At 68.4% G+C, this 21,843-nt stretch carries 19 protein-coding genes and 1 tRNA gene; 11 read left to right on the top strand and 9 right to left on the bottom strand.

Features of this window, described 5'->3' with window-relative positions:
• Positions 1-104 precede the first annotated feature (104 nt).
• Both trxB and trxA read left to right on the top strand, forming a co-directional pair.
• Positions 105-1,067, top strand: coding sequence for a thioredoxin-disulfide reductase (trxB, locus tag EAO76_RS17945; protein WP_148836960.1), 963 nt, complete (start codon positions 105-107; stop codon positions 1,065-1,067).
• A 44-nt stretch (positions 1,068-1,111) separates the two neighbouring features.
• Positions 1,112-1,444: a thioredoxin gene (gene trxA, locus EAO76_RS17940; RefSeq protein WP_148836959.1), complete on the top strand. Its 333-nt coding sequence runs from the start codon at positions 1,112-1,114 to the stop codon at positions 1,442-1,444.
• Positions 1,445-1,523: 79 nt separating this feature from the next.
• On the opposite strand, the gene EAO76_RS17935 is transcribed toward trxA, so the two are convergent.
• From EAO76_RS17935 to rpmH, 9 genes are all read right to left on the bottom strand, one after another.
• Complete coding sequence (locus EAO76_RS17935) at positions 1,524-2,141, bottom strand: GNAT family N-acetyltransferase (RefSeq protein ID WP_148836958.1); 618 nt, start codon at positions 2,139-2,141, stop codon at positions 1,524-1,526.
• Between the two features lie 302 nt (positions 2,142-2,443).
• Entirely contained in the window at positions 2,444-3,544 is a 1,101-nt protein-coding gene (locus EAO76_RS17930; RefSeq protein ID WP_148836957.1) for a ParB/RepB/Spo0J family partition protein, read from the bottom strand.
• Positions 3,541-4,617 carry a ParA family protein gene (locus tag EAO76_RS17925; RefSeq protein ID WP_148837382.1) on the bottom strand — a complete coding sequence of 359 codons (1,077 nt, stop codon included), beginning with the start codon at positions 4,615-4,617 and terminating at the stop codon, positions 3,541-3,543. Before EAO76_RS17925 ends, EAO76_RS17930 begins: the two co-directional genes overlap by 4 nt.
• Before the next feature lie 291 nt (positions 4,618-4,908).
• A complete protein-coding gene (gene rsmG / locus EAO76_RS17920; protein ID WP_148836956.1) occupies positions 4,909-5,625 on the bottom strand; it encodes a 16S rRNA (guanine(527)-N(7))-methyltransferase RsmG in 717 nt (238 codons plus the stop codon).
• A 110-nt stretch (positions 5,626-5,735) separates the two neighbouring features.
• Positions 5,736-6,245, bottom strand: a complete 510-nt coding sequence (locus EAO76_RS17915; protein WP_148836955.1) for a R3H domain-containing nucleic acid-binding protein — start codon at positions 6,243-6,245, stop codon at positions 5,736-5,738.
• A 14-nt stretch (positions 6,246-6,259) separates the two neighbouring features.
• Positions 6,260-7,516, bottom strand: coding sequence for a membrane protein insertase YidC (gene yidC, locus EAO76_RS17910; RefSeq protein ID WP_148836954.1), 1,257 nt, complete (start codon positions 7,514-7,516; stop codon positions 6,260-6,262).
• Positions 7,517-7,519: 3 nt separating this feature from the next.
• Complete coding sequence (gene yidD / locus EAO76_RS17905) at positions 7,520-7,879, bottom strand: membrane protein insertion efficiency factor YidD (RefSeq protein ID WP_148836953.1); 360 nt, start codon at positions 7,877-7,879, stop codon at positions 7,520-7,522.
• Positions 7,876-8,247, bottom strand: a complete 372-nt coding sequence (gene rnpA, locus EAO76_RS17900) for a ribonuclease P protein component (RefSeq protein WP_148836952.1) — start codon at positions 8,245-8,247, stop codon at positions 7,876-7,878. The genes yidD and rnpA overlap by 4 nt, the downstream gene beginning before the upstream one ends.
• A gap of 20 nt (positions 8,248-8,267) precedes the next feature.
• Entirely contained in the window at positions 8,268-8,405 is a 138-nt protein-coding gene (rpmH, locus tag EAO76_RS17895; RefSeq protein ID WP_006348049.1) for a 50S ribosomal protein L34, read from the bottom strand.
• A 381-nt stretch (positions 8,406-8,786) separates the two neighbouring features.
• Between rpmH and dnaA the strand changes: the two genes are divergently transcribed.
• The 9 genes from dnaA to EAO76_RS17845 all read left to right on the top strand — a co-directional run bounded on the left by dnaA (position 8,787) and on the right by EAO76_RS17845 (position 21,739).
• Complete coding sequence (dnaA, locus tag EAO76_RS17890) at positions 8,787-10,586, top strand: chromosomal replication initiator protein DnaA (RefSeq protein WP_148836951.1); 1,800 nt, start codon at positions 8,787-8,789, stop codon at positions 10,584-10,586.
• 1,185 nt (positions 10,587-11,771) lie between these two features.
• Positions 11,772-12,902, top strand: coding sequence for a DNA polymerase III subunit beta (gene dnaN / locus EAO76_RS17880; protein ID WP_148837380.1), 1,131 nt, complete (start codon positions 11,772-11,774; stop codon positions 12,900-12,902).
• 154 nt (positions 12,903-13,056) lie between these two features.
• A complete protein-coding gene (gene gnd, locus EAO76_RS17875) occupies positions 13,057-13,935 on the top strand; it encodes a phosphogluconate dehydrogenase (NAD(+)-dependent, decarboxylating) (RefSeq protein WP_148836950.1) in 879 nt (292 codons plus the stop codon).
• Positions 13,936-14,015: 80 nt separating this feature from the next.
• Positions 14,016-15,146: a DNA replication/repair protein RecF gene (gene recF, locus EAO76_RS17870; protein WP_148836949.1), complete on the top strand. Its 1,131-nt coding sequence runs from the start codon at positions 14,016-14,018 to the stop codon at positions 15,144-15,146.
• A gap of 14 nt (positions 15,147-15,160) precedes the next feature.
• Complete coding sequence (locus EAO76_RS17865) at positions 15,161-15,724, top strand: DUF721 domain-containing protein (protein WP_148837379.1); 564 nt, start codon at positions 15,161-15,163, stop codon at positions 15,722-15,724.
• 424 nt (positions 15,725-16,148) lie between these two features.
• Positions 16,149-18,254, top strand: coding sequence for a DNA topoisomerase (ATP-hydrolyzing) subunit B (gyrB, locus tag EAO76_RS17860; RefSeq protein WP_148836948.1), 2,106 nt, complete (start codon positions 16,149-16,151; stop codon positions 18,252-18,254).
• 47 nt (positions 18,255-18,301) lie between these two features.
• The gene (gyrA, locus tag EAO76_RS17855) at positions 18,302-20,923 is read left to right on the top strand and encodes a DNA gyrase subunit A (protein WP_148836947.1); all 2,622 of its coding nucleotides are present in this window, start codon (positions 18,302-18,304) and stop codon (positions 20,921-20,923) included.
• Between the two features lie 87 nt (positions 20,924-21,010).
• Entirely contained in the window at positions 21,011-21,595 is a 585-nt protein-coding gene (locus EAO76_RS17850) for a DUF3566 domain-containing protein (RefSeq protein WP_148836946.1), read from the top strand.
• Between the two features lie 70 nt (positions 21,596-21,665).
• Positions 21,666-21,739, top strand: a tRNA-Ile gene (locus EAO76_RS17845).
• Positions 21,740-21,843 lie beyond the last annotated feature (104 nt).

Here is a 21,843-nt window from a genome sequence, read left to right as displayed (position 1 = left end):
GGGGAATGCATCCCCCGTAGGATCCGTTGGGTGGGGTGAGAGTCGTTGAACCGACCCCAGTAGGCGTGGACAGTAGGCAGTCTGCAGAGACGAGGAAGAAACCCGTGAGCGACGTCCGTAACGTGATCATCATCGGCTCCGGCCCCGCGGGCTACACGGCCGCCCTTTACACCGCACGCGCCTCGCTGAAGCCGCTGGTGTTCGAGGGCGCCGTCACCGCCGGTGGCGCGCTGATGAACACCACCGACGTGGAGAACTTCCCGGGCTTCCAGGACGGGATCATGGGCCCCGAGCTCATGGACAACATGCGTGCCCAGGCCGAGCGCTTCGGTGCCGAGCTCGTCCCTGACGACGTCGTCTCCGTGGACCTCACCGGAGACATCAAGACGGTCACCGACACGGCCGGCACGGTCCACCGTGCCAAGGCCGTCATCGTCACGACCGGCTCCCAGCACCGCAAGCTCGGTCTGCCCAACGAGGACGCCCTCTCCGGACGCGGCGTCTCCTGGTGCGCCACCTGCGACGGGTTCTTCTTCAAGGACCAGGACATCGCCGTGGTGGGCGGCGGCGACACCGCGATGGAGGAGGCGACCTTCCTCTCCCGCTTCGCCAAGTCGGTCACCATCGTCCACCGCCGGGACACGCTGCGTGCCTCCAAGGCCATGCAGGAGCGCGCCTTCGCCGACCCGAAGATCAAGTTCGCCTGGGACAGCGAGGTCGCCGAGGTCCACGGCGAGCAGAAGCTGTCCGGCCTGACCCTTCGGAACACCAAGACCGGCGAGACCTCCGAGCTCGCGGTGACCGGCCTGTTCATCGCGGTGGGCCACGACCCGCGCACCGAGCTCTTCAAGGGCCAGCTCGACCTCGACGAAGAGGGTTACCTCAAGGTCGAGGCCCCCTCGACCCGCACCAACCTCACCGGTGTCTTCGGTGCCGGTGACGTCGTCGACCACACCTACCGGCAGGCCATCACCGCTGCCGGCACGGGCTGCTCGGCCGCTCTCGACGCCGAGCGCTTCCTTGCCGCGCTCGCCGACGACGAGAAGGCCGCCGCGGCCGCCGTCTGATCCACGCCTCTCACCCCACACCCCGAGAAGTTAAGGAGGTCGCCGTGGCCGGCGCCCTGAAGAACGTGACCGACGACTCCTTCGACGAGGTCGTCCTGAAGAGCGAGAAGCCCGTACTGGTGGACTTCTGGGCCGCCTGGTGCGGTCCGTGCCGTCAGATCGCCCCCTCCCTGGAGGCCATCGCCGCCGAGCACGGCGAGCAGATCGAGGTCGTCAAGCTCAACATCGACGAGAACCCGGCCACGGCTGCCAAGTACGGCGTCATGTCCATCCCGACCCTGAACGTCTACCGGGGCGGCGAGGTCGCCAAGACCATCGTCGGCGCCAAGCCGAAGGCCGCGATCCTCCGCGACCTCGAAGACTTCATCGGCGCGTAGCACCGCAGCACGATGTTTCACGTGAAACGGGTCCGTCCCTCGGGGACGGACCCGTTTCGCTTTTCCATGGGCACGTGGATCACAGCGGTCTGAGGGCAGGTTCCTTCTGCACCGCGCCCAGCAACCGGTCCAGCGCCAGCTCGACGTCTTCCTTCCAGGAAAGCGTCGTCCGCAGCTCCAGCCGCAGCCGGGGATGGACCGGATGCGGTCGTACGGTCTTGAAGCCGACCGCCAGCAGATGATCCGCGGGGAGCACACAGGCAGGCTCTTTCCAGCGGGCGTCGCCGAACGCTTCGATCGCCTTGAACCCCCGTCGCAGCAGATCCTTGGCGACGGTCTGCACCATGACCCGGCCGAGCCCCTGCCCCTGATAGCCGGGCACGATCCAGGAAGTCATCAGCTGCACGGCATCGGGGGAGACCGGACTGGTGGGAAACGCCGTCGACCTCGGCACATAGGCCGGTGGCGCGTAGAGGACGAAGCCCACCGGCACATCATCGACGTAGACCACACGGCCGCACGATCCCCACTCCAGGAGAACAGCCGAGATCCACGCCTCCTTCTCCAGCGCAGGTGTCCCCGCCCTCAGCGCGGCTTCCCCGCTGACGGGATCGAGCTCCCAGAAAACGCACGATCGGCAGCGCCCTGGGATATCGGAAAGGTTGTCCAATGTGAGCGGTACGAACCGACGCCCCATGAAGGCTGTTCCTCGCTTCCTTCACTCGTCGCATCGCGTACGACGGTCAGTGCACCCCGTTCGAGAAGCAGGCCACCGGCAAAGCCCTCGCAGGTTCCCGGGCCCGGTTCCACCGTCATCGATCGACTGCGGCTCACTGGTCGCATGGCCCTCTCCACCGAGGCGGCTCAAGCCGGATGTGCCATACCGGAACGCATCGTATCCACCCGAAGATGAAGCCGACACCGGGAGAAAGCAAAGGGCGGGCTGTGTTCCGGCAACCACCGGAAGCACAACCCGCCCACCATCCCGTCGGTCCGGGATCAGTCCTCGTCGTCCTTTGCGGATTCCTCGGAGGACGTCCGGTCCAGCACGCGCTCCTCGCCCGGTGCCAGGCTGCTGAGGATCCGGTCGAGATCCTCCATCGAGGCGAACTCGACGACGATCTTTCCCTTCTTCTGCCCGAGGTCGACCTTCACCCTGGTCTCGAAGCGATCCGACAGCCGGGAGGCGAGATCGGACAGCGCGGGCGAGACCCGGCCGCCGGCCCGCGGCCCCTTGGGCTTGGCGGAGCTCGTGGGGTTGGAACCCATGAGAGTCACGATCTCTTCGACCGCACGCACCGACAGCCCCTCGGCCACGATGCGGTGGGCGAGCCTGTCCTGCTCATCCGAGTCCTCCACGGACAGCAGCGCCCGTGCGTGGCCCGCCGACAGCACCCCGGCCGCGACCCTCCGCTGTACCGGAGCCGACAGCCTCAGCAGACGCAGCGTGTTCGACACCTGCGGGCGCGAGCGCCCGATCCGGTCGGCCAACTGGTCATGCGTGCACTTGAAGTCCTTGAGCAGCTGGTCGTACGCGGCTGCCTCCTCCAGCGGGTTCAGCTGGGCCCGGTGGAGGTTCTCCAGGAGCGCGTCCAGGAGAAGCTTCTCGTCCTCCGTGGCCCGGACGATGGCCGGGATCCGCTCCAGACCCGCCTCTCGGCAGGCCCTCCAGCGCCGCTCACCCATGATGAGCTCAAAGCGCTCCGGCCCCACCTTCCGCACCACGACGGGCTGGAGCAGGCCCACCTCCTTGATGGAGGTCACCAGCTCCGCGAGTGCGTCCTCGTCGAACACCTCACGGGGCTGACGAGGGTTCGGGGTGATCGAGTCGAGGGGTACCTCGGCGAAGTACGCCCCGGAAACCGTTGCCGGCCCGGGGGCCACATCGTTCTCCAGGACCGGCGCGCTCGGCTCCGGCACCACCGGAGTGTTCGCGAGGGTGGCCACCTTCGCCGCAGCCACTCCTCGATCCGCCGTCATCACGGGCCCCGCCCCGGAGGAGGCCGAGCCCATCCCTGTGGACGGCACCTGCTTCTCCTGCGGAGCGGCGGGGATCAGAGCACCCAGCCCACGCCCCAACCCTCTTCGACGCTCGCTCACTGAATACCCTCCGAAATGCTCTGCTGGCTGTTCCCAGTGCCCGCGTGGGCGTGCTGGGCCTCGTACTGGACCCCGACACCCCGCAGGGCGATCTCACGCGCTGCTTCGAGGTACGACAACGACCCGCTGGAACCCGGGTCGTAGGTCAGAACCGTCTGCCCATAGCTCGGCGCCTCCGAGATCCTCACCGATCGCGGAATGCTCGTCCGCAGCACCTCCTTGCCGAAGTGCGTGCGCACCTCCTCCGCAACCTGCGACGCGAGCCTGGTCCTGCCGTCGTACATGGTGAGCAGGATCGTCGACACATGAAGATCGGGGTTGAGGTGCCCTCGCACCAGATCCACGTTGCGCAGCAGCTGCCCCAGTCCTTCAAGCGCGTAGTACTCGCATTGGATGGGGATCAGCACCTCTGCACCGGCGACCATGGCGTTGACCGTCAGCAGGCCGAGCGAGGGCGGGCAGTCGATGAGGATGTAGTCCAGCGGCTGCTCGTACGCCTGGAGCGCCCGCTGCAACCGGCTCTCCCGTGCCACCAGCGACACCAGCTCGATCTCCGCACCGGCGAGATCGATGGTGGCGGGGGCACAGAAGAGACCTTCGACGTCCCGAACGGGCTGGACCACTTCGGAAAGTGGCCTGCTGTCCACCAGGACGTCATAGATGGAGGGGACTTCGGCATGGTGATCGATGCCCAGAGCCGTGGAGGCGTTCCCCTGCGGGTCGAGGTCGACCACCAGAACGCGCGCGCCGTGGAGCGCGAGCGAGGCGGCAAGGTTGACCGTCGTGGTGGTCTTGCCCACCCCGCCCTTCTGGTTGGCCACCACCATGACGCGCGTACGGTCAGGCCGGGGCATGCCCTCGCCGGCGCGGCCGAGGGCCTCGACCGCCAGCTGGGCCGCACGACCGATGGGTGTGTCGTCCATCGGCGGTGGTGTTTCACGTGAAACACCCTCCCCCGCCGATTCGGTTCGGGGACCGGGGACCGGATCGGTCATCGGTCCCGCGAAGTTGGCGTCGGACCGCAAGGATTCACTCTCCTCGACTTCAGGCTCGCAATGAACAGAGCCTGCCATGCTTTCGGGGTCGTGAACCAGCGAGGTCGGTTCTTCTGTGGATGATTCCTCTTCTGTGGACAACTCCGTAGCCCTCACGGGCTTGCGATGCCGTGGCGCGGCAGCCGCACGACCGCGCCTGATGAACTCCTGCAGCAGAGAGCGACGTTTCACGTGAAACACGATGCCCCTGCGGCCCAGCCGCAGGGGCACGACACTCCGCATGGTCACGTATGGCCACATGCCGAGAGAACCATCATTAAGTGGTAGTAATCGCCCATTACGGCTGACCTCGCCGCATGGTCGGAGTCGTCAGCGACGACGTCGCGTGCGGCTCGTCCGCGCGGCCTTGGCCCTCTTTGCGGCGAACCTCACACCGCCGGGGCTCTCCCCGACCACCACACGCACCACCGTCGACATCGGGTCGACCACCCCCTCGCCGACGTGCAGCACCTCGGTCTCCTCCACACCGAGCTTGCTCAGGGCCGCACGTGCCCCGGCGATCTCCTCCTCGGCGGTGTCCCCCTTCAGCGCCAGCATCTCGCCGTACGGGCGCAGCAGCGGCACACCCCAGCCGGCCAGCCGGTCCAGCGGGGCCACCGCGCGGGCCGTCACCACGTGAACCGGCTGCAGCGTCCCCAGGACCTCCTCGGCTCGGCCGCGCACGACCGTCACATGGTCCAGGCCCAGCAGCTCGACGACTTCCTGGAGGAAATTCGTCCGCCGGAGCAGAGGTTCCAGCAAGGTGATCTTGAGGTCCGGTCGCACCAGCGCCAGCGGAATGCCCGGAAGCCCCGCACCCGAGCCCACGTCGCAGACGGTGACTCCCTCGGGGACGACCTCGGAGAGCACCGCGCAGTTCAGCAGGTGCCGCTCCCACAGCCTGGGGACCTCGCGCGGCCCGATCAGCCCCCGCTTCACTCCGGCGTCCGCCAGCAGTTCCGCGTACCGAACAGCTTCCGGGAAGAACTCGCCGAAAACCGCGCGCGCCTCTTCCGGCGCCTCGGGAAGCTCTACTTCCGCCGTCACGGGAACCGTCCTTCCTTACCGCACTACCGCACTGTGGGTGGCTGACTATCAGGCTGACAAAGATCGGCCCCGCCTGCGAACAGACGGGGCCGGTGGAGCAAAGGGGCCGGTCAGGCCGGGAGAACGACGACGAAGCGCTGCGGCTCCTCGCCCTCGGACTCGCTGCGCAGACCGGCGGCCGCGACCGCGTCGTGCACGACCTTGCGCTCGAACGGAGTCATCGGGTCCAGCTTCACCGGCTCGCCGGTGCTCTTGACCTCATCCGCGGCCTTGGCGCCCAGCTCGGCGAGCTCCGCCCGCTTCTTGGCCCGGAAGCCCGCGATGTCCAGCATCAGCCGGCTGCGGTCCCCGGTCTCCCGGTGCACGGCGAGTCGCGTCAGCTCCTGGAGCGCCTCCAGCACCTCACCGTCGCGGCCCACGAGCTTCTGCAGTTCACGTGCCGAGTCGCTGATGATCGAGACCGCGGCCCGGTCCGCCTCGACGTCCATGTCGATGTCGCCGTCGAGATCGGCGATGTCGAGCAGGCCCTCGAGGTAGTCCGCTGCGATCTCGCCCTCCTGCTCGAGGCGGGTCAAGGTGTCGCTGCCCTCAGCGGCCGTGGAGGTGGTGCCTTCCGTCACGGATGGACTCCTTCTTACTTCTTGGACGGGTGCTTGGGCCGCTGCGGACCCTTGCGCTGCCCGGACTTGGCTTGGCGTGAGGAGCCGGACGCAGGCTTGCCCGCCGGCTTGGGCTTCTCGTCCTGCGGGGCCTTCCCCTTCTGCAGGGAAGTCTTGGAGTCCGACTCGGTGGAATCGGCGCCCTTGGCCGCCGTGCCACCGGTCTGACGCTGGGCCTTGGTCTGGCGCTTGGGCTGCTGACGACGCTGCGCGGCCGTGCCCTCGGCATCGGCATCGGACGTCTCGCCCTTGATGACCGTGCCGTCCTCCTGGGCGACGAGCCCCAGCTTGGCGAGCCCCGTGATGAACTTCCGCTCGATGTCGTTGCGGTCCGGGCCCTTGGCCACGATCCGCTTGACGGTGTTGCGACGGGTCCTTCCGCGGACCTCGCCGTGCGTGGTGACGCTCTTCAGCAGACGTCCCAGGTACTGGTCCTGCGCCTTGCTGCCCGGGGTCGGGTTCTGGTTGATCACGTACATCTGCTGACCCATGGTCCAGACGTTGGTGGTCAGCCAGTAGACGAGGACACCGACGGGGAAGTTGATGCCCATCACGGCGAAGATCACCGGGAAGATGTACATCAGCATCTTCTGCTGCTGCATGTACGGCGTCTTGACCGTCAGGTCGACGTTCTTCGTCATCAGCTGGCGCTGGGTGAAGAACTGCGAGGCCGACATCAGCACGATCATGACCGCGGTGACGACCCTGACATCGGTCAGCGAGGCGCCGAGAGCCTGGACCTTCTCCTCGCTGTCCATGAACTTGGCGGCGAGCGGGGCACCGAAGATGTGGGCCTGACGGGCGCTGTCGAGCAGCGACTGGTCGATCACGCCGATCTTCTTGTTCGAGGCGATCGACGAGAGCACGTGGTACAGGGCGAAGAAGAACGGCGACTGCGCCAGGATGGGAAGGCACGAGGAGAGCGGGTTGGTACCCGTCTCCTTGTACAGCTTCATCATCTCTTCGGACTGACGCTGCTTGTCGCTCTTGTAGCGCTCCTGGATCGCCTTCATCTTCGGCTGGAGCACCTGCATGTTGCGGGTCGACTTGATCTGCTTGACGAAAAGCGGGATCAGGCAGATCCGGATCAACACCACCAGGGACACGATGGACAGGCCCCAGGCCCACCCGGTGTCGTCACCGAAGATCGCCCCGTACAACTTGTGGAACTGGACGATGACCCATGAGACGGGCCAGGTGATGAAGCTGAACAGACTGGCAATCGTGTCCACTAATCAGGCTCCTTGAGCATTGGGCGAAGTCTCTGCGGCCGAGCTCCGGGATTCGGAAGCCGATTCCCGAGCAGGCACGTCAGCGGCGGAGTCCCCGCCCTTGCCACCGCGCATGGCATTACGCAGGAGCTCATGCCAACGCGGACGTTTGCGTGGTGGAACATGGTCCACGCCACCGGGTGACCACGGATTGCACCGCAGGATGCGCCAGGCCGTCAACGCAGTCCCCTTGATCGCCCCGTGCCGGTCGATCGACGTGTATCCATAGTGGGAACACGACGGGTAGTAGCGGCAGACAGGCCCGAGGAGTGGGCTGATCGTCCACTGGTACAGCTTGATGAGAGCCAGCAGCGGGTACTTCATCGCGCGCCCCCTCCCAGCAGCCGCTGGAGAGCGGCATCCAGGTCTCGGGCCAGCTGATCATGGTCGGCGTCGCCCGCTCCGGGCAGCGCCCGTACGACAACCAGGCTACCGGGGGGCAGCAGCGCGAGCCGATCGCGGACCAGATGGCGAAGCCTGCGCTTCACCGCTGTGCGTATCACCGCTCCACCCACTGCTTTGCTGACAACGAAACCCGCACGCGGCGGGGGAGCGTTCTCCCCAGTTGCGTGCGGGTCCGTTGAACCGCTGCGTAGGTGGACGACGAGAAGCGGGCGGCCTGCCCTGCGTCCTCGACGTACCGCGGTCGCGAAGTCCTCGCGCCGCCTCAGCCGATTCTCGGTAGGCAGCACGTCATGACCTGTTAAAGCGATCAGGCGGACAGGCTGGCGCGACCCTTGCTGCGGCGGGACGCGAGGATCGCGCGGCCGGCACGGGTGCGCATACGCAGCCGGAAGCCGTGGGTCTTCGCGCGACGACGGTTGTTCGGCTGGAAGGTGCGCTTGCTCACTCGGGGGCTCCAGAAATGACTCGTGTGTTGGCGGGACATCGCCTGGCTGTCACCGTGCGCCCACGAGAGACTCGCGTAAACGCTCTAGTGCACCGCTTCACGATCACAGATCGTGATCTTTGCCCATCGGAGGCAGGCGGCAGCAGCCATCGACAACTCGACCTGGTCACGGTACGCGCGGCTACGCCATCCGGTCAAACCGGCTCCTCGACACCCGCCACTGTGCACAGGCTGTGGACAACAACTTGAACGACGCGGGTCGCCCTGACTACCGTGGCTGGGCTCCGGTGCTTTTTCTTCCTGCCTGCCGGTCCTCACCCATCCCGAACCATCCCGTCCCGAGAACCACACATTCGTGGGACCAGCGAGAGAGCGTGCCCTGTGGCTGACGTACCTGCCGATCTTGCCGCAGTGTGGCCACGCGTGCTGGAACAACTCCTCGGGGATGGCCAGCAGGGCATCGAGCCGAAGGACAAGCAGTGGATCGAGCGCTGCCAGCCGCTCGCGCTGGTGGCCGACACGGCCCTGCTCGCCGTCCCCAATGAATGGGGCAAGCGCGTCCTGGAGGGCCGGCTCGCGCCACTCATCAGCGAGACGCTGAGCCGGGAGTGCGGCCGTCCGATCCGCATCGCGATCACCGTCGACGACTCCGCGGGCGAGCCCCCGAGCCCGCTTGCACCGCCGATGCACCAGCCCCCGCAGCCCCAGCAGCACCGCTACCCGGGCCAGCAGCACGACGAGCGGCAGCACGGCGACGCCTACGACGGATACGGGCACCGGCCCTCGGACGACGGCATGCCGACCGCGCGGCCGGCCTACCCCGAGTACCAGCAGCAGCGCCCCGAGCCCGGCGCCTGGCCGCGCACCCAGGAAGACCTCTCCTGGCAGCAGCCCCGGCTCGGCGGGTTCCAGGACCGCGAGGGCGCCGCGGAGCAGTGGCGCGAGCCGTACGGCGGCGGCCGTCCCCAGCAGCCGCAGCACGACTACCGTCCGCAGCCGCCCGAACGCCAGGGCTACGAGCCGCAGCGCCCCGAGCTGCCGGAGCCCCAGCCCCAGCACCGCCAGGGCGGCGCCGGCACCGGGCGTCCCGGCGGCGGGGGCCCGATGGGCTCCTCGCAGCCCGCCGCCACGCCCGGCCCCGGCGAACCGGCGGCCCGGCTGAACCCGAAGTACCTCTTCGACACCTTCGTCATCGGCGCGTCCAACCGGTTCGCGCACGCCGCCGCGGTCGCGGTCGCCGAGGCGCCCGCCAAGGCGTACAACCCGCTCTTCATCTACGGGGAGTCCGGGCTCGGCAAGACCCACCTGCTGCACGCCATCGGGCATTACGCCCGCAGCCTCTACCCGGGCACCCGGGTGCGGTACGTGAGCTCCGAGGAGTTCACCAACGAGTTCATCAACTCGATCCGCGACGGCAAGGGCGACACCTTCCGCAAGCGCTACCGCGACGTGGACATCCTGCTGGTCGACGACATCCAGTTCCTGGCGAGCAAGGAGTCGACGCAGGAGGAGTTCTTCCACACCTTCAACACGCTTCACAACGCCAACAAGCAGATCGTGCTCTCCTCGGACCGGCCGCCCAAGCAGCTGGTGACCCTGGAGGACCGGTTGCGCAACCGGTTCGAGTGGGGCCTGACCACCGACGTGCAGCCGCCGGAGCTGGAGACGCGGATCGCGATCCTCCGCAAGAAGGCGGTGCAGGAGCAGCTCAACGCCCCGCCGGAGGTACTGGAGTTCATCGCCTCCCGCATCTCCCGGAACATCCGGGAGCTGGAGGGGGCGCTGATCCGGGTCACGGCCTTCGCCAGCCTCAACCGCCAGCCGGTGGACCTCGGGCTGACCGAGCACGTGCTGAAGGACCTGATCCCGGGCGGCGAGGACTCGGCGCCGGAGATCACGGCGACGGCCATCATGGCGGCGACCGCGGACTACTTCGGCCTGACGGTGGACGACCTCTGCGGAACGTCGCGCAGCCGGGTGCTGGTGACGGCGCGCCAGATCGCCATGTACCTCTGCCGGGAGCTCACCGACCTCTCACTGCCCAAGATCGGCGCGCAGTTCGGCGGCCGCGACCACACGACGGTCATGCACGCGGACCGGAAGATCCGCGCGCTGATGGCGGAGCGGCGTTCCATCTACAACCAGGTCACCGAGCTCACCAACCGCATCAAGAACGGCTGACGGACCAGGCGCGCGTCCGGACGCGCCCGGACGCGGAGCACCGGCGCGGGCGGCCATACCCACGGCGTCCCCGCGTCCCCGTGCCTCGCGCACCGTCTTCCCCGTCCCCCGTGCTCCGTACGCGTCATGAAGGCGCCTGAGGACCCCTCAGCAGGGTCTCCCGGGCGCCTTCGTGCGTTCCGTCCCCGGCCCGCTCACGGCCGGCCGCGCCCGCACGTCCCCCGCCCCGGTCCGCGCCCCGTCCGGACCGCCCGCCCCGGCCGTCCCGGATGCTCCGGTGTCTTCGCCCAGAACCGTTCTGCGCCGGGCCGGAAGGGGCCGGAATCGCCTGTGGAACCCCCGCAGGACCGCCTCCGCGACCGCTCCGGACCCCTGCTCGGACCCTTCTTCGGGGCTCCGGCGGCACCTCGGTGTTCGAATACCTGCCGCCGACCTGCTGTTCTCCACAGATCTGGGCAGTTTTTTCCCTCCACAGCCTGGGGATCCGGAAGTTGTCCATATTGCTTCCACAGGGGCGACTACCGATACTCCATCAGGCCAGGTCAAGGCCCTGGGGATTTGTGGCCAACAACCATCCACAGCCTGTGGACAAAATATTCGTCCACAGGTCGCCGATGATGTTGTCCACCGGTGGCCCACAGACGCGGCCTCGTTGTCCCCAACTTTCTCGAGCTTCTCCACACCTCTGTCCACTGTTCGGCAACACGACACCGCTCGTCACCGCGCCGAGTGAAAGGCGTCACACCAAGAGGGTCGGTTGGGCTGTGGGGAACCTGGGTAAAGCTGGGGACAGCCCTGGGGAGAAAGTGCCCTGCCCTGTGCATCGGGTGTGCAGAACTTTCGGGCGTCCACAGAAGCACCGTGTTGTCCACCGGTGCCGCCCACAGGGGCAGTGGACAAAAAACTGGGCCTGACCTGCGGCAACGACGTTATCCACGGTTTCCACAGGCCCTACTACTACTGCCGACTAGAGTTAGCTCGGGATTCGCTTCGAAGTGGGGCCTGTGCACAACTCGGGGCCGGAGCGCTCCGAGCCCCTTGTCGCGACTTGACCCCGAGCAGCACCGAGTGTCGGTGCCGTACGTCAGACTGGTTCCCGGCGTCCTCCCTCCCCAGTCGGCGGGAGACCCGATCCAGACGACGAAGGCCAGCAGGGCGAGCGAGCAACAGCAGGAGGCGGTTCCGGTGAAGATCCGGGTGGAGCGCGATGTACTCGCGGAGGCTGTGGCCTGGGTGGCCCGTAGCCTCCCGGCCCGTCCGCCGGCGCCCGTTCTCGCGGGCCTTCTGCTGAAGGCCGAGGACGGCGCCCTCAGCTTCTCCAGCTTCGACTACGAGGTGTCGGCCCGGGTCTCGGTGGACGCCGAGGTCGAGGAGGACGGCACGGTGCTCGTCTCCGGCCGACTGCTCGCCGACATCTGCCGCGCCCTCCCCAACCGTCCGGTGGAGATTTCCACAGACGGTGTACGGGCGACCGTGGTCTGCGGCTCCTCGCGGTTCACCCTCCACACCCTTCCTGTGGAGGAGTACCCGGCGCTGCCGGAGATGCCGACCGCCACGGGCACCGTTCCCGGTGAGGTCTTCGCCTCCGCCGCCGCCCAGGTCGCCATCGCCGCCGGCCGCGACGACACGCTGCCGGTGCTGACCGGTGTGCGCATCGAGATCGAGGGCGACACCGTCACCCTGGCCTCCACCGACCGCTACCGCTTCGCGGTCCGCGAGTTCCTCTGGAAGCCGGAGAACCCGGACGCCTCGGCCGTCGCCCTGGTGCCCGCCAAGACGCTGCTGGACACCGCCAAGGCCCTGACCAGCGGTGACACGGTGACGCTGGCGCTGTCCGGCTCGGGTGCCGGTGAGGGCCTGATCGGTTTCGAGGGCGCGGGCCGGCGGACGACCACGCGACTGCTCGAAGGCGACCTGCCGAAGTACCGCACGCTGTTCCCCACCGAGTTCAACTCGGTCGCGGTCATCGAGACCGCCCCGTTCGTCGAGGCCGTCAAGCGTGTGGCCCTCGTCGCCGAGCGGAACACCCCGGTGCGGCTCAGCTTCGAGCAGGGCGTGCTGATCCTGGAGGCGGGTTCCAGCGACGACGCACAGGCTGTGGAGCGGGTCGACGCGGTCCTGGAGGGCGACGACATCTCGATCGCCTTCAACCCGACCTTCCTGCTGGACGGGCTCAGCGCCATCGACTCCCCGGTCGCCCAGCTCTCCTTCACGACGTCCACGAAGCCCGCGCTGCTCAGCGGTCGTCCGGCCGTGGACGCCGAGGCGGACGAGGCCTACAAGTACCTGATCATGCCGGTCCGCCTCTCCGGCTGACCTCGCGGCCGGGCCCCGGACGGGGCCTGTCGAAACAGTCCCGACGGGCCCGCTCGGTGCCGGGCGTGCCCGTCGGTCCGTCCGGCGGTCCGTCCCCGGCCGGGCGTAGGCTCGGCCCTGGGTACGAATCGGCACAACGCTTAAGGAATCTCTGATGGAGCTCGGTCTCGTCGGCCTCGGCAAGATGGGCGGCAACATGCGCGAGCGCATCCGCCGCGCAGGCCACACCGTCATCGGTTACGACCGCAACCCGGACGTCTCCGATGTCCAGAGTCTCGAAGAGCTCGTGGGCAAGCTGAAGGGCCCCCGGGTCGTCTGGGTGATGGTTCCGGCCGGAGCCCCGACCCAGGCCACCATCGACGAGCTGGCCGGTCTCCTGTCGCCCGGCGACATCGTCGTGGACGGCGGGAACTCCCGCTGGACCGACGACGAGAAGCACGCCGTCGAGCTGGGTATCAAGGGCATCGGCTTCGTGGACTGCGGAGTCTCCGGCGGTGTCTGGGGCCTGGAGAACGGCTACGCGCTCATGTACGGCGGCGACGCCGAGAACGTGGCGAAGGTCCAGCCGATCTTCGACGCGCTGAAGCCCGAGGGCGACTTCGGTTCCGTCCACGCGGGCAAGGTCGGCGCCGGCCACTTCGCGAAGATGGTCCACAACGGCATCGAGTACGCCATGATGCAGGCCTACGCCGAGGGCTGGGAGCTCCTGGAGAAGGTCGACTCCGTCACCGACGTGCGCGAGGTCTTCCGGTCCTGGCAGGAGGGCACGGTCATCCGTTCCTGGCTGCTCGACCTGGCGGTCAACGCGCTGGACGACGACGAGCACCTGGACAAGCTCCGCGGCTACGCCGCCGACTCCGGCGAGGGCCGGTGGACGGTGGAGGCCGCGATCGACAACGCGGTGCCGCTGCCCGCGATCACGGCGTCGCTCTTCGCGCGGTTCGCCTCGCGCCAGGAGGACTCCCCGCAGATGAAGATGATCGCCGCGCTGCGCAACCAGTTCGGCGGCCACGCGGTCGAGAGCAAGAAGTAGCCGCACGGGAAGCGGCCGGACCTGGCGTCCGGCCCCTCCACGAAGCACGGAGCAGGAAGCCGGAAAGGTCGGCGTACACCATGCATGTCACGCATCTCTCGCTGGCCGATTTCCGCTCGTACGCCCGGGTCGAGGTGCCTCTCGACCCGGGCGTCACCGTGTTCGTGGGGGCCAACGGCCAGGGCAAGACGAACCTGGTCGAGGCGGTCGGCTATCTCGCGACGCTCGGCAGCCACCGGGTCTCCTCCGACGCCCCGCTGGTGCGGATGGGCGCGGAGCGGGCCGTCATACGGGCCGCCGTGACCCAGGGAGAGCGTTCCCAGCTGATCGAGCTGGAGCTCAATCCCGGCCGGGCCAATCGGGCCCGCATCAATAGATCGTCGCAGGTCAGACCGCGTGATGTGCTGGGGATCGTGCGGTCGGTGCTGTTCGCGCCGGAGGATCTGGCGCTGGTCAAGGGCGACCCCGGGGAGCGCCGGCGCTTCCTCGACGAGCTGATCACGGCGCGTTCGCCGCGGATGGCCGGGGTGCGTTCGGACTACGAACGGGTGCTCAAGCAGCGCAACACCCTGCTGAAGTCGGCGGCGATGGCACGTCGGCACGGTGGCCGGTCGATGGACCTGTCCACGCTGGACGTGTGGGACCAGCATCTGGGCCGGGTGGGCGCGGAGCTGCTGGCGCAGCGGCTGGATCTGATCGCCATCCTGCAGCCGCTGACGGACAAGGCGTACGGGGACGTCGCACCGGGCGGCGGCCCGGTGGCGCTGGAGTACCGCAGTTCGGTCGGGGCGGACGTGGGGGCGGCCCGGGGCCGCGAGGAGCTGTACGAGCGGCTGATCGCCGCCCTGGCGGACGTGCGCAAGCAGGAGATCGAGCGGGGCGTGACGCTGGTCGGTCCGCATCGCGACGACGTGCTGCTGGGGCTGCGGGGGATGCCGGCCAAGGGGTACGCGAGCCACGGCGAGTCCTGGTCGTACGCGCTGGCGCTGCGGCTGGCCTCGTACGAGCTGCTGCGCGGCGAGGGCAACGAGCCGGTGCTGGTGCTCGACGACGTCTTCGCGGAGCTGGACGCACGGCGCCGCGAGCGGCTGGCCGAGCTGGTGGCCCCGGGCGAGCAGGTGCTGGTGACGGCCGCGGTGGACGACGACGTCCCGGGGGTGCTGACGGGGGCGCGGTACGCGGTGTCCGCGGGGGCGGTGGAGCGGCTGTGAGCGGTTTCGGCGAGATGGCGGGCGCGGCCGGGGAGCCGGCGCGGGAGCACCCCGGCAAGAAGAGCGTGCCGGAGCCGTCGGGGGTCGATCTGGCGCGGGTGGCGCTGCGCGCGGCGAAGGAGCAGGCGCGGGCGCGGGGCGCGGCGGCGCAGCAGAGGAAACAGGCCAGGCGGGGCGGCGGCCTGCGGTYGGGGGCGCGGGCGGACGGGCGCGATCCGCTGCCGCTGGGCGCGGCGATCAACCGGCTGATCACCGAGCGCGGCTGGGAGACGCCTGCCGCGGTGGGCGGGGTGATGGGGCGCTGGCCGCAGATCGTCGGTGAGGATCTGGCCAAACACTGCGTGCCGTTGCGGTACGACGAGGAGCCGGACGAGCGGGTGCTCACGGTGCAGTGCGATTCGACGGCGTGGGCGACGCAGCTGCGGTTGCTGGCGCCCCAGCTGGTGGCCCGGCTGAACGCGGATCTGGGGCACGGCACGGTCCGGATGATCAAGGTGCTGGGGCCCGGCGGTCCGCAGCGCAGGTTCGGTCCGCTGCGCGCGCCGGGGAGTACGGGACCGGGCGACACCTACGGCTGACCTGCGCTTTTCCCTGCCTCAGGGGTCTTCGAGGCATGCCCCGTGCTCTTCTGGGGGCGCTGTTTCCGGTATCGGGGCGGGGCCGTCGTGTCCTTGTGCGGCCCGGGTGGGACGGGGTCCGCCGGACCGGGGTCGGGGGTGTGCGGAGGTCGGATCCGGGTGGGAGGAATGGGGCGTCCCTCACGGTAGCGGGAGGTTGACAGGCCGAAGCGCTCAAGGCCCGCGTGAGCCGCTTGAGGCACCATCCTGAATATGGGGAGTCGTCAGCCGCTCGTTGAGGGCGGCACATGCGGACTCAGGTACCCGCAAACCCCCATTCATGTCAGCGCTACCGGTAGACTGGTGAACAATCCCGCATCCTTGCGGGAGTCGTCGATTACAAGCCGAACGACGCAGCCGCTCCCGTTTGCCCGGAGAACGGCCTGTGCTGTGCCAGAAAGGGCGCTTCGTGGCCGATTCCGGCAACCCCAACGAGAACATTCCGTCCGCACCCGGCGAGGACGCCGAGGACGCCGCCATGGGCGAGACCTCGGGCACCGGCGAGGCGTCCGCCTCGTACGACGCCAGTGCGATCACTGTCCTGGAGGGCCTGGACGCGGTCCGCAAGCGACCCGGCATGTACATCGGCTCGACCGGTGAGCGCGGCCTCCACCACCTCGTGTACGAGGTCGTCGACAACTCGGTCGACGAGGCCCTGGCCGGGCACGCGGACACGATCGACGTCACGATCCTCGCCGACGGCGGGGTCCGCGTGATCGACAACGGCCGCGGCATCCCGGTCGGCATCGTGCCGTCGGAGAAGAAGCCCGCCGTCGAGGTCGTGCTGACGGTGCTGCACGCCGGCGGCAAGTTCGGAGGGGGCGGCTACGCGGTCTCCGGCGGTCTGCACGGCGTCGGCGTCTCCGTCGTCAACGCCCTGTCCACGCGGGTGGCCGTCGAGGTCAGGACGGACGGCTACCGCTGGACGCAGGACTACAAGCTCGGTGTGCCCACCGCCCCGCTGGCCCGCAACGAGGCCACCGAGGAGACGGGCACGTCCGTCACCTTCTGGGCCGACGGGGACATCTTCGAGACGACCGAGTACTCCTTCGAGACCCTGTCGCGCCGCTTCCAGGAGATGGCGTTCCTCAACAAGGGCCTGACGATCAGGCTCACCGACGAGCGCGAGTCGGCGAAGGCGACACTGGGCGCGGACGTCGCCGAGGTGGCCGAGGGCGCCGAGGCGGAGCAGGTCCGCACGGTCACGTACCACTACGAGGGCGGCATCGTCGACTTCGTGAAGTACCTCAACTCCCGCAAGGGCGACGTCATTCACCAGTCGGTGATCGACATCGAGGCCGAGGACAAGGAGCGTCTGCTCTCGGCCGAGATCGCCATGCAGTGGAACACGCAGTACAGCGAGGGTGTCTACTCCTTCGCGAACACGATCCACACGCATGAGGGCGGTACCCACGAGGAGGGCTTCCGCGCCGCGCTGACCACGCTGGTCAACAAGTACGCGCGGGACAAGAAGCTGCTGCGCGAGAAGGACGACAACCTCACGGGCGACGACATCCGCGAGGGTCTGACGGCGATCATCTCGGTGAAGCTGGGCGAGCCGCAGTTCGAGGGGCAGACGAAGACCAAGCTGGGCAACACGGAGGCGAAGACCTTCGTCCAGAAGGTGGTCCACGAGCACCTCACGGACTGGTTCGACCGCAATCCGAACGAGGCCGCCGACATCGTCCGCAAGGGCATCGCGGCGGCCACCGCGCGTGTGGCGGCCCGCAAGGCACGCGACCTGACCCGCCGCAAGGGGCTGCTGGAGAGCGCCTCGCTGCCGGGCAAGCTGAGCGACTGCCAGTCCAACGACCCGACGAAGTGCGAGATCTTCATCGTCGAGGGCGACTCCGCCGGTGGTTCGGCGAAGTCCGGCCGCAACCCGATGTACCAGGCGATCCTGCCGATCCGCGGCAAGATCCTGAACGTCGAGAAGGCCCGGGTCGACAAGATCCTGCAGAACACCGAGGTCCAGGCGCTGATCTCGGCCTTCGGCACCGGGGTCCACGAGGACTTCGACATCGAGAAGCTCCGCTATCACAAGATCATCCTGATGGCGGACGCCGACGTCGACGGTCAGCACATCAACACCCTGCTGCTGACGTTCCTCTTCCGCTTCATGCGTCCGCTGGTCGAGGCCGGGCACGTGTACCTCTCCCGCCCGCCGCTCTACAAGATCAAGTGGGGCCGGGACGACTTCGAGTACGCGTACTCGGACCGGGAGCGCGACGCCCTGGTCGAGCTGGGCAAGCAGAACGGCAAGCGGATCAAGGAAGACTCCATCCAGCGCTTCAAGGGCCTCGGCGAGATGAACGCCGAGGAGCTGCGCGTCACCACGATGGACGTCGACCACCGGGTGCTCGGCCAGGTCACGCTGGACGACGCGGCGCAGGCCGACGACCTCTTCTCGGTGCTGATGGGCGAGGACGTCGAGGCGCGGCGCTCGTTCATCCAGCGCAACGCCAAGGACGTCCGCTTCCTCGACATCTGAGTCGGCCGTACCAGCCAAGCCGCCGCTCGAAAGGACTTTGACCAGCAATGGCCGACGAGAACACCCCTGTGACACCTGAAGAGGAGCCCGCCGCCGGTGTGGGCATGCGTGTCGAGCCCGTGGGGCTCGAGACGGAGATGCAGCGCTCCTACCTCGACTACGCGATGTCCGTGATCGTCTCGCGTGCGCTGCCGGACGTGCGGGACGGCCTCAAGCCGGTCCACCGTCGGGTGCTGTACGCGATGTACGACGGCGGCTACCGGCCCGAGAAGGGCTTCTACAAGTGCGCCCGCGTCGTCGGCGACGTCATGGGCACGTACCACCCGCACGGCGACTCCTCGATCTACGACGCACTGGTGCGCCTGGCGCAGCCGTGGTCGATGCGGATGCCGCTGGTGGACTCCAACGGCAACTTCGGTTCCCCGGGCAACGACCCGGCCGCGGCCATGCGGTACACCGAGTGCAAGATGATGCCGCTGTCCATGGAGATGGTCCGGGACATCGACGAGGAGACCGTCGACTTCCAGGACAACTACGACGGCCGCAACCAGGAGCCGACGGTCCTGCCGGCGCGGTTCCCGAACCTGCTGGTCAACGGTTCCGCGGGCATCGCGGTCGGCATGGCGACCAACATCCCGCCGCACAACCTGCGCGAGGTCGCGGACGGCGCGCAGTGGTACCTGGAGCACCCGGACGCCTCGCAGGAGGAGCTCCTGGACGCGCTGATCGAGCGGATCAAGGGGCCGGACTTCCCGACCGGCGCGCTCGTCGTGGGCCGCAAGGGCATCGAGGAGGCGTACCGGACGGGCCGCGGCTCGATCACGATGCGCGCGGTGGTCGCGGTCGAGGAGGTCCAGAACCGGCAGTGCCTGGTCGTCACGGAGCTTCCGTACCAGACCAACCCGGACAACCTGGCGCAGAAGATCGCCGACCTGGTGAAGGACGGCAAGATCGGCGGGATCGCCGACGTCCGTGACGAGACCTCCTCGCGCACCGGCCAGCGACTGGTCGTCGTGCTGAAGCGGGACGCGGTCGCCAAGGTCGTCCTGAACAACCTGTACAAGCACACCGACCTCCAGACCAACTTCGGCGCCAACATGCTGGCGCTGGTCGACGGCGTGCCGCGCACCCTCTCGATCGACGCGTTCATCCGGCACTGGGTGACGCACCAGATCGAGGTCATCGTCCGGCGCACGCGCTTCCGGCTGCGCAAGGCGGAGGAGCGGGCGCACATCCTGCGCGGCCTGCTCAAGGCCCTGGACGCGATCGACGAGGTCATCGCGCTCATCCGCAGCAGCCAGACGGTCGAGGTGGCGCGCGAGGGCCTGATGGGCCTGCTGGAGATCGACGAGCTCCAGGCGAACGCGATCCTGGAGATGCAGCTGCGCCGGCTGGCCGCGCTGGAGCACCAGAAGATCACGGCGGAGCACGACGAGCTCCAGGCGAAGATCAACGAGTACAACGCGATCCTGGTGTCACCCGAGCGGCAGCGGCAGATCGTCAGCGAGGAACTGGCGGCGATCGTCGAGAAGTTCGGCGACGACCGGCGTTCCAAGCTGGTGCCCTTCGAGGGCGACATGTCCATCGAGGACCTGATCGCCGAGGAGGACATCGTCGTCACGATCACGCGTGGCGGCTACGTGAAGCGCACGAAGACGGACGACTACCGCTCGCAGAAGCGCGGCGGCAAGGGCGTGCGGGGCACGAAGCTCAAGGAAGACGACATCGTCGACCACTTCTTCGTGTCGACGACCCACCACTGGCTGCTGTTCTTCACCAACAAGGGCCGGGTCTACCGGGCGAAGGCCTACGAGCTGCCGGACGCCGGCCGGGACGCCCGCGGCCAGCACGTCGCCAACCTGCTGGCCTTCCAGCCGGACGAGCGGATCGCCCAGATCCTGGCGATCCGCGACTACGAGGCCGCGCCGTACCTGATCCTGGCCACGAAGGGCGGTCTGGTGAAGAAGACCGCGCTGAAGGACTACGACTCGCCCCGTTCCGGCGGTGTCATCGCCATCAACCTGCGGGAGACGGCGGACGGCGCCGAGGGCACGGCCGACGAGCTGATCGGCGCGGAGCTGGTCTCGGCCGAGGACGACCTGCTGCTCATCAGCAAGAAGGCCCAGTCGATCAGGTTCACTGCGACGGACGACGCGCTGCGCCCGATGGGCCGTGCGACCTCGGGTGTCAAGGGCATGAGTTTCCGCGAGGGCGACGAACTGCTCTCGATGAATGTTGTCCGGCCCGGTACGTTCGTGTTCACTGCCACCGACGGCGGGTACGCGAAGCGGACCCCCGTCGACGAGTACCGCGTCCAGGGCCGCGGCGGTCTGGGTATCAAGGCCGCCAAGATCGTGGAGGACCGTGGTTCGCTGGTCGGCGCGCTGGTGGTCGAGGAGTCGGACGAGATCCTCGCCATCACGCTCGGCGGTGGTGTGATTCGCACGCGAGTCAATGAAGTCAGGGAGACGGGCCGTGACACCATGGGCGTCCAACTGATCAACCTGGGCAAGCGGGATGCCGTCGTGGGCATCGCGCGCAATGCCGAAGCCGAGGCCGAAGAGGCCGACGAGGCCGAGGGGTCCGAGGACACCGGGGCCGCGACGGCGGAGGACGCCGAGGGCAATGTCGAAGGCACGTCGCCTTCGGCCGGGGAGCACGAGGAGTAGAGCGTGAGTGGAGCCACGGGCGCCGGTTCGGCCGCTTCCGGAGCGAACGGTGCCCGTGGCCCTGCCACGGACTCCCAAGGGGGCACTGTGACGGACACCCGGGGGCCTCAGCCCCAGTACGAGGGTTACGCGGCCGGGCCGTTGCCGGGCGAGCGCGCACCCGGGCCGGGGCAGGCGAGCGGGCCGTACCACCCGCCGCAGGCGTACCCCTCGCCCGCGGGCGGGACGCAGGGCGGCGCACGGGGCTCGGGAACCGCTCAGGCGGCCCGTCGGCCGCGTACGGGTGCGCGGACGACCCCGCGCACCCGCAAGGCACGGCTGCGGGTGGCCAAGGCCGACCCGTGGTCGGTGATGAAGGTCAGCTTCCTGCTGTCCATCGCGCTGGGCATCTGCACGGTGGTGGCGGCGGCGGTGCTGTGGATGGTGATGGACGCGATGGGCGTCTTCTCCACCGTGGGCGGCACGATCAGCGAGGCCACCGGTTCCAACGAGAGCAACGGTTTCGACCTCCAGTCGTTCCTGTCGCTGCCGAGGGTCCTGATCTTCACCTCGGTCATCGCGGTGATCGACGTGGTCCTGGCGACCGCGCTGGCGACGCTCGGGGCCTTCATCTACAACCTGTCGGCCGGTTTCGTGGGCGGTGTCGAGCTCACGCTGGCCGAGGACGAGTAGGGCGCGGGGTATCGATTTTGGGACTGGCCCCGACGTGCGCTAATCTTCAGATGTCAGCGCGCAGCGCGGCGGGGCTATAGCTCAGTTGGTTAGAGCGCATCCCTGATAAGGATGAGGCCACAGGTTCAAATCCTGTTAGCCCCACAGTGACAACACAAGGCCCGTATCTCTTCGGAGATACGGGCCTTGTGCGTTGTGTCGCGAGGCCGGTGCGACGTTTTCTGCCGGCCGACCGTGCGGGCAGGGGC

This window comes from Streptomyces sp. sk2.1 (assembly GCF_008120935.1).
GTDB lineage: Bacteria > Actinomycetota > Actinomycetes > Streptomycetales > Streptomycetaceae > Streptomyces.
The sequence above is the reverse complement of the archived record's forward strand: the minus strand, read 5'-3'. Positions and strand labels throughout refer to the sequence as shown.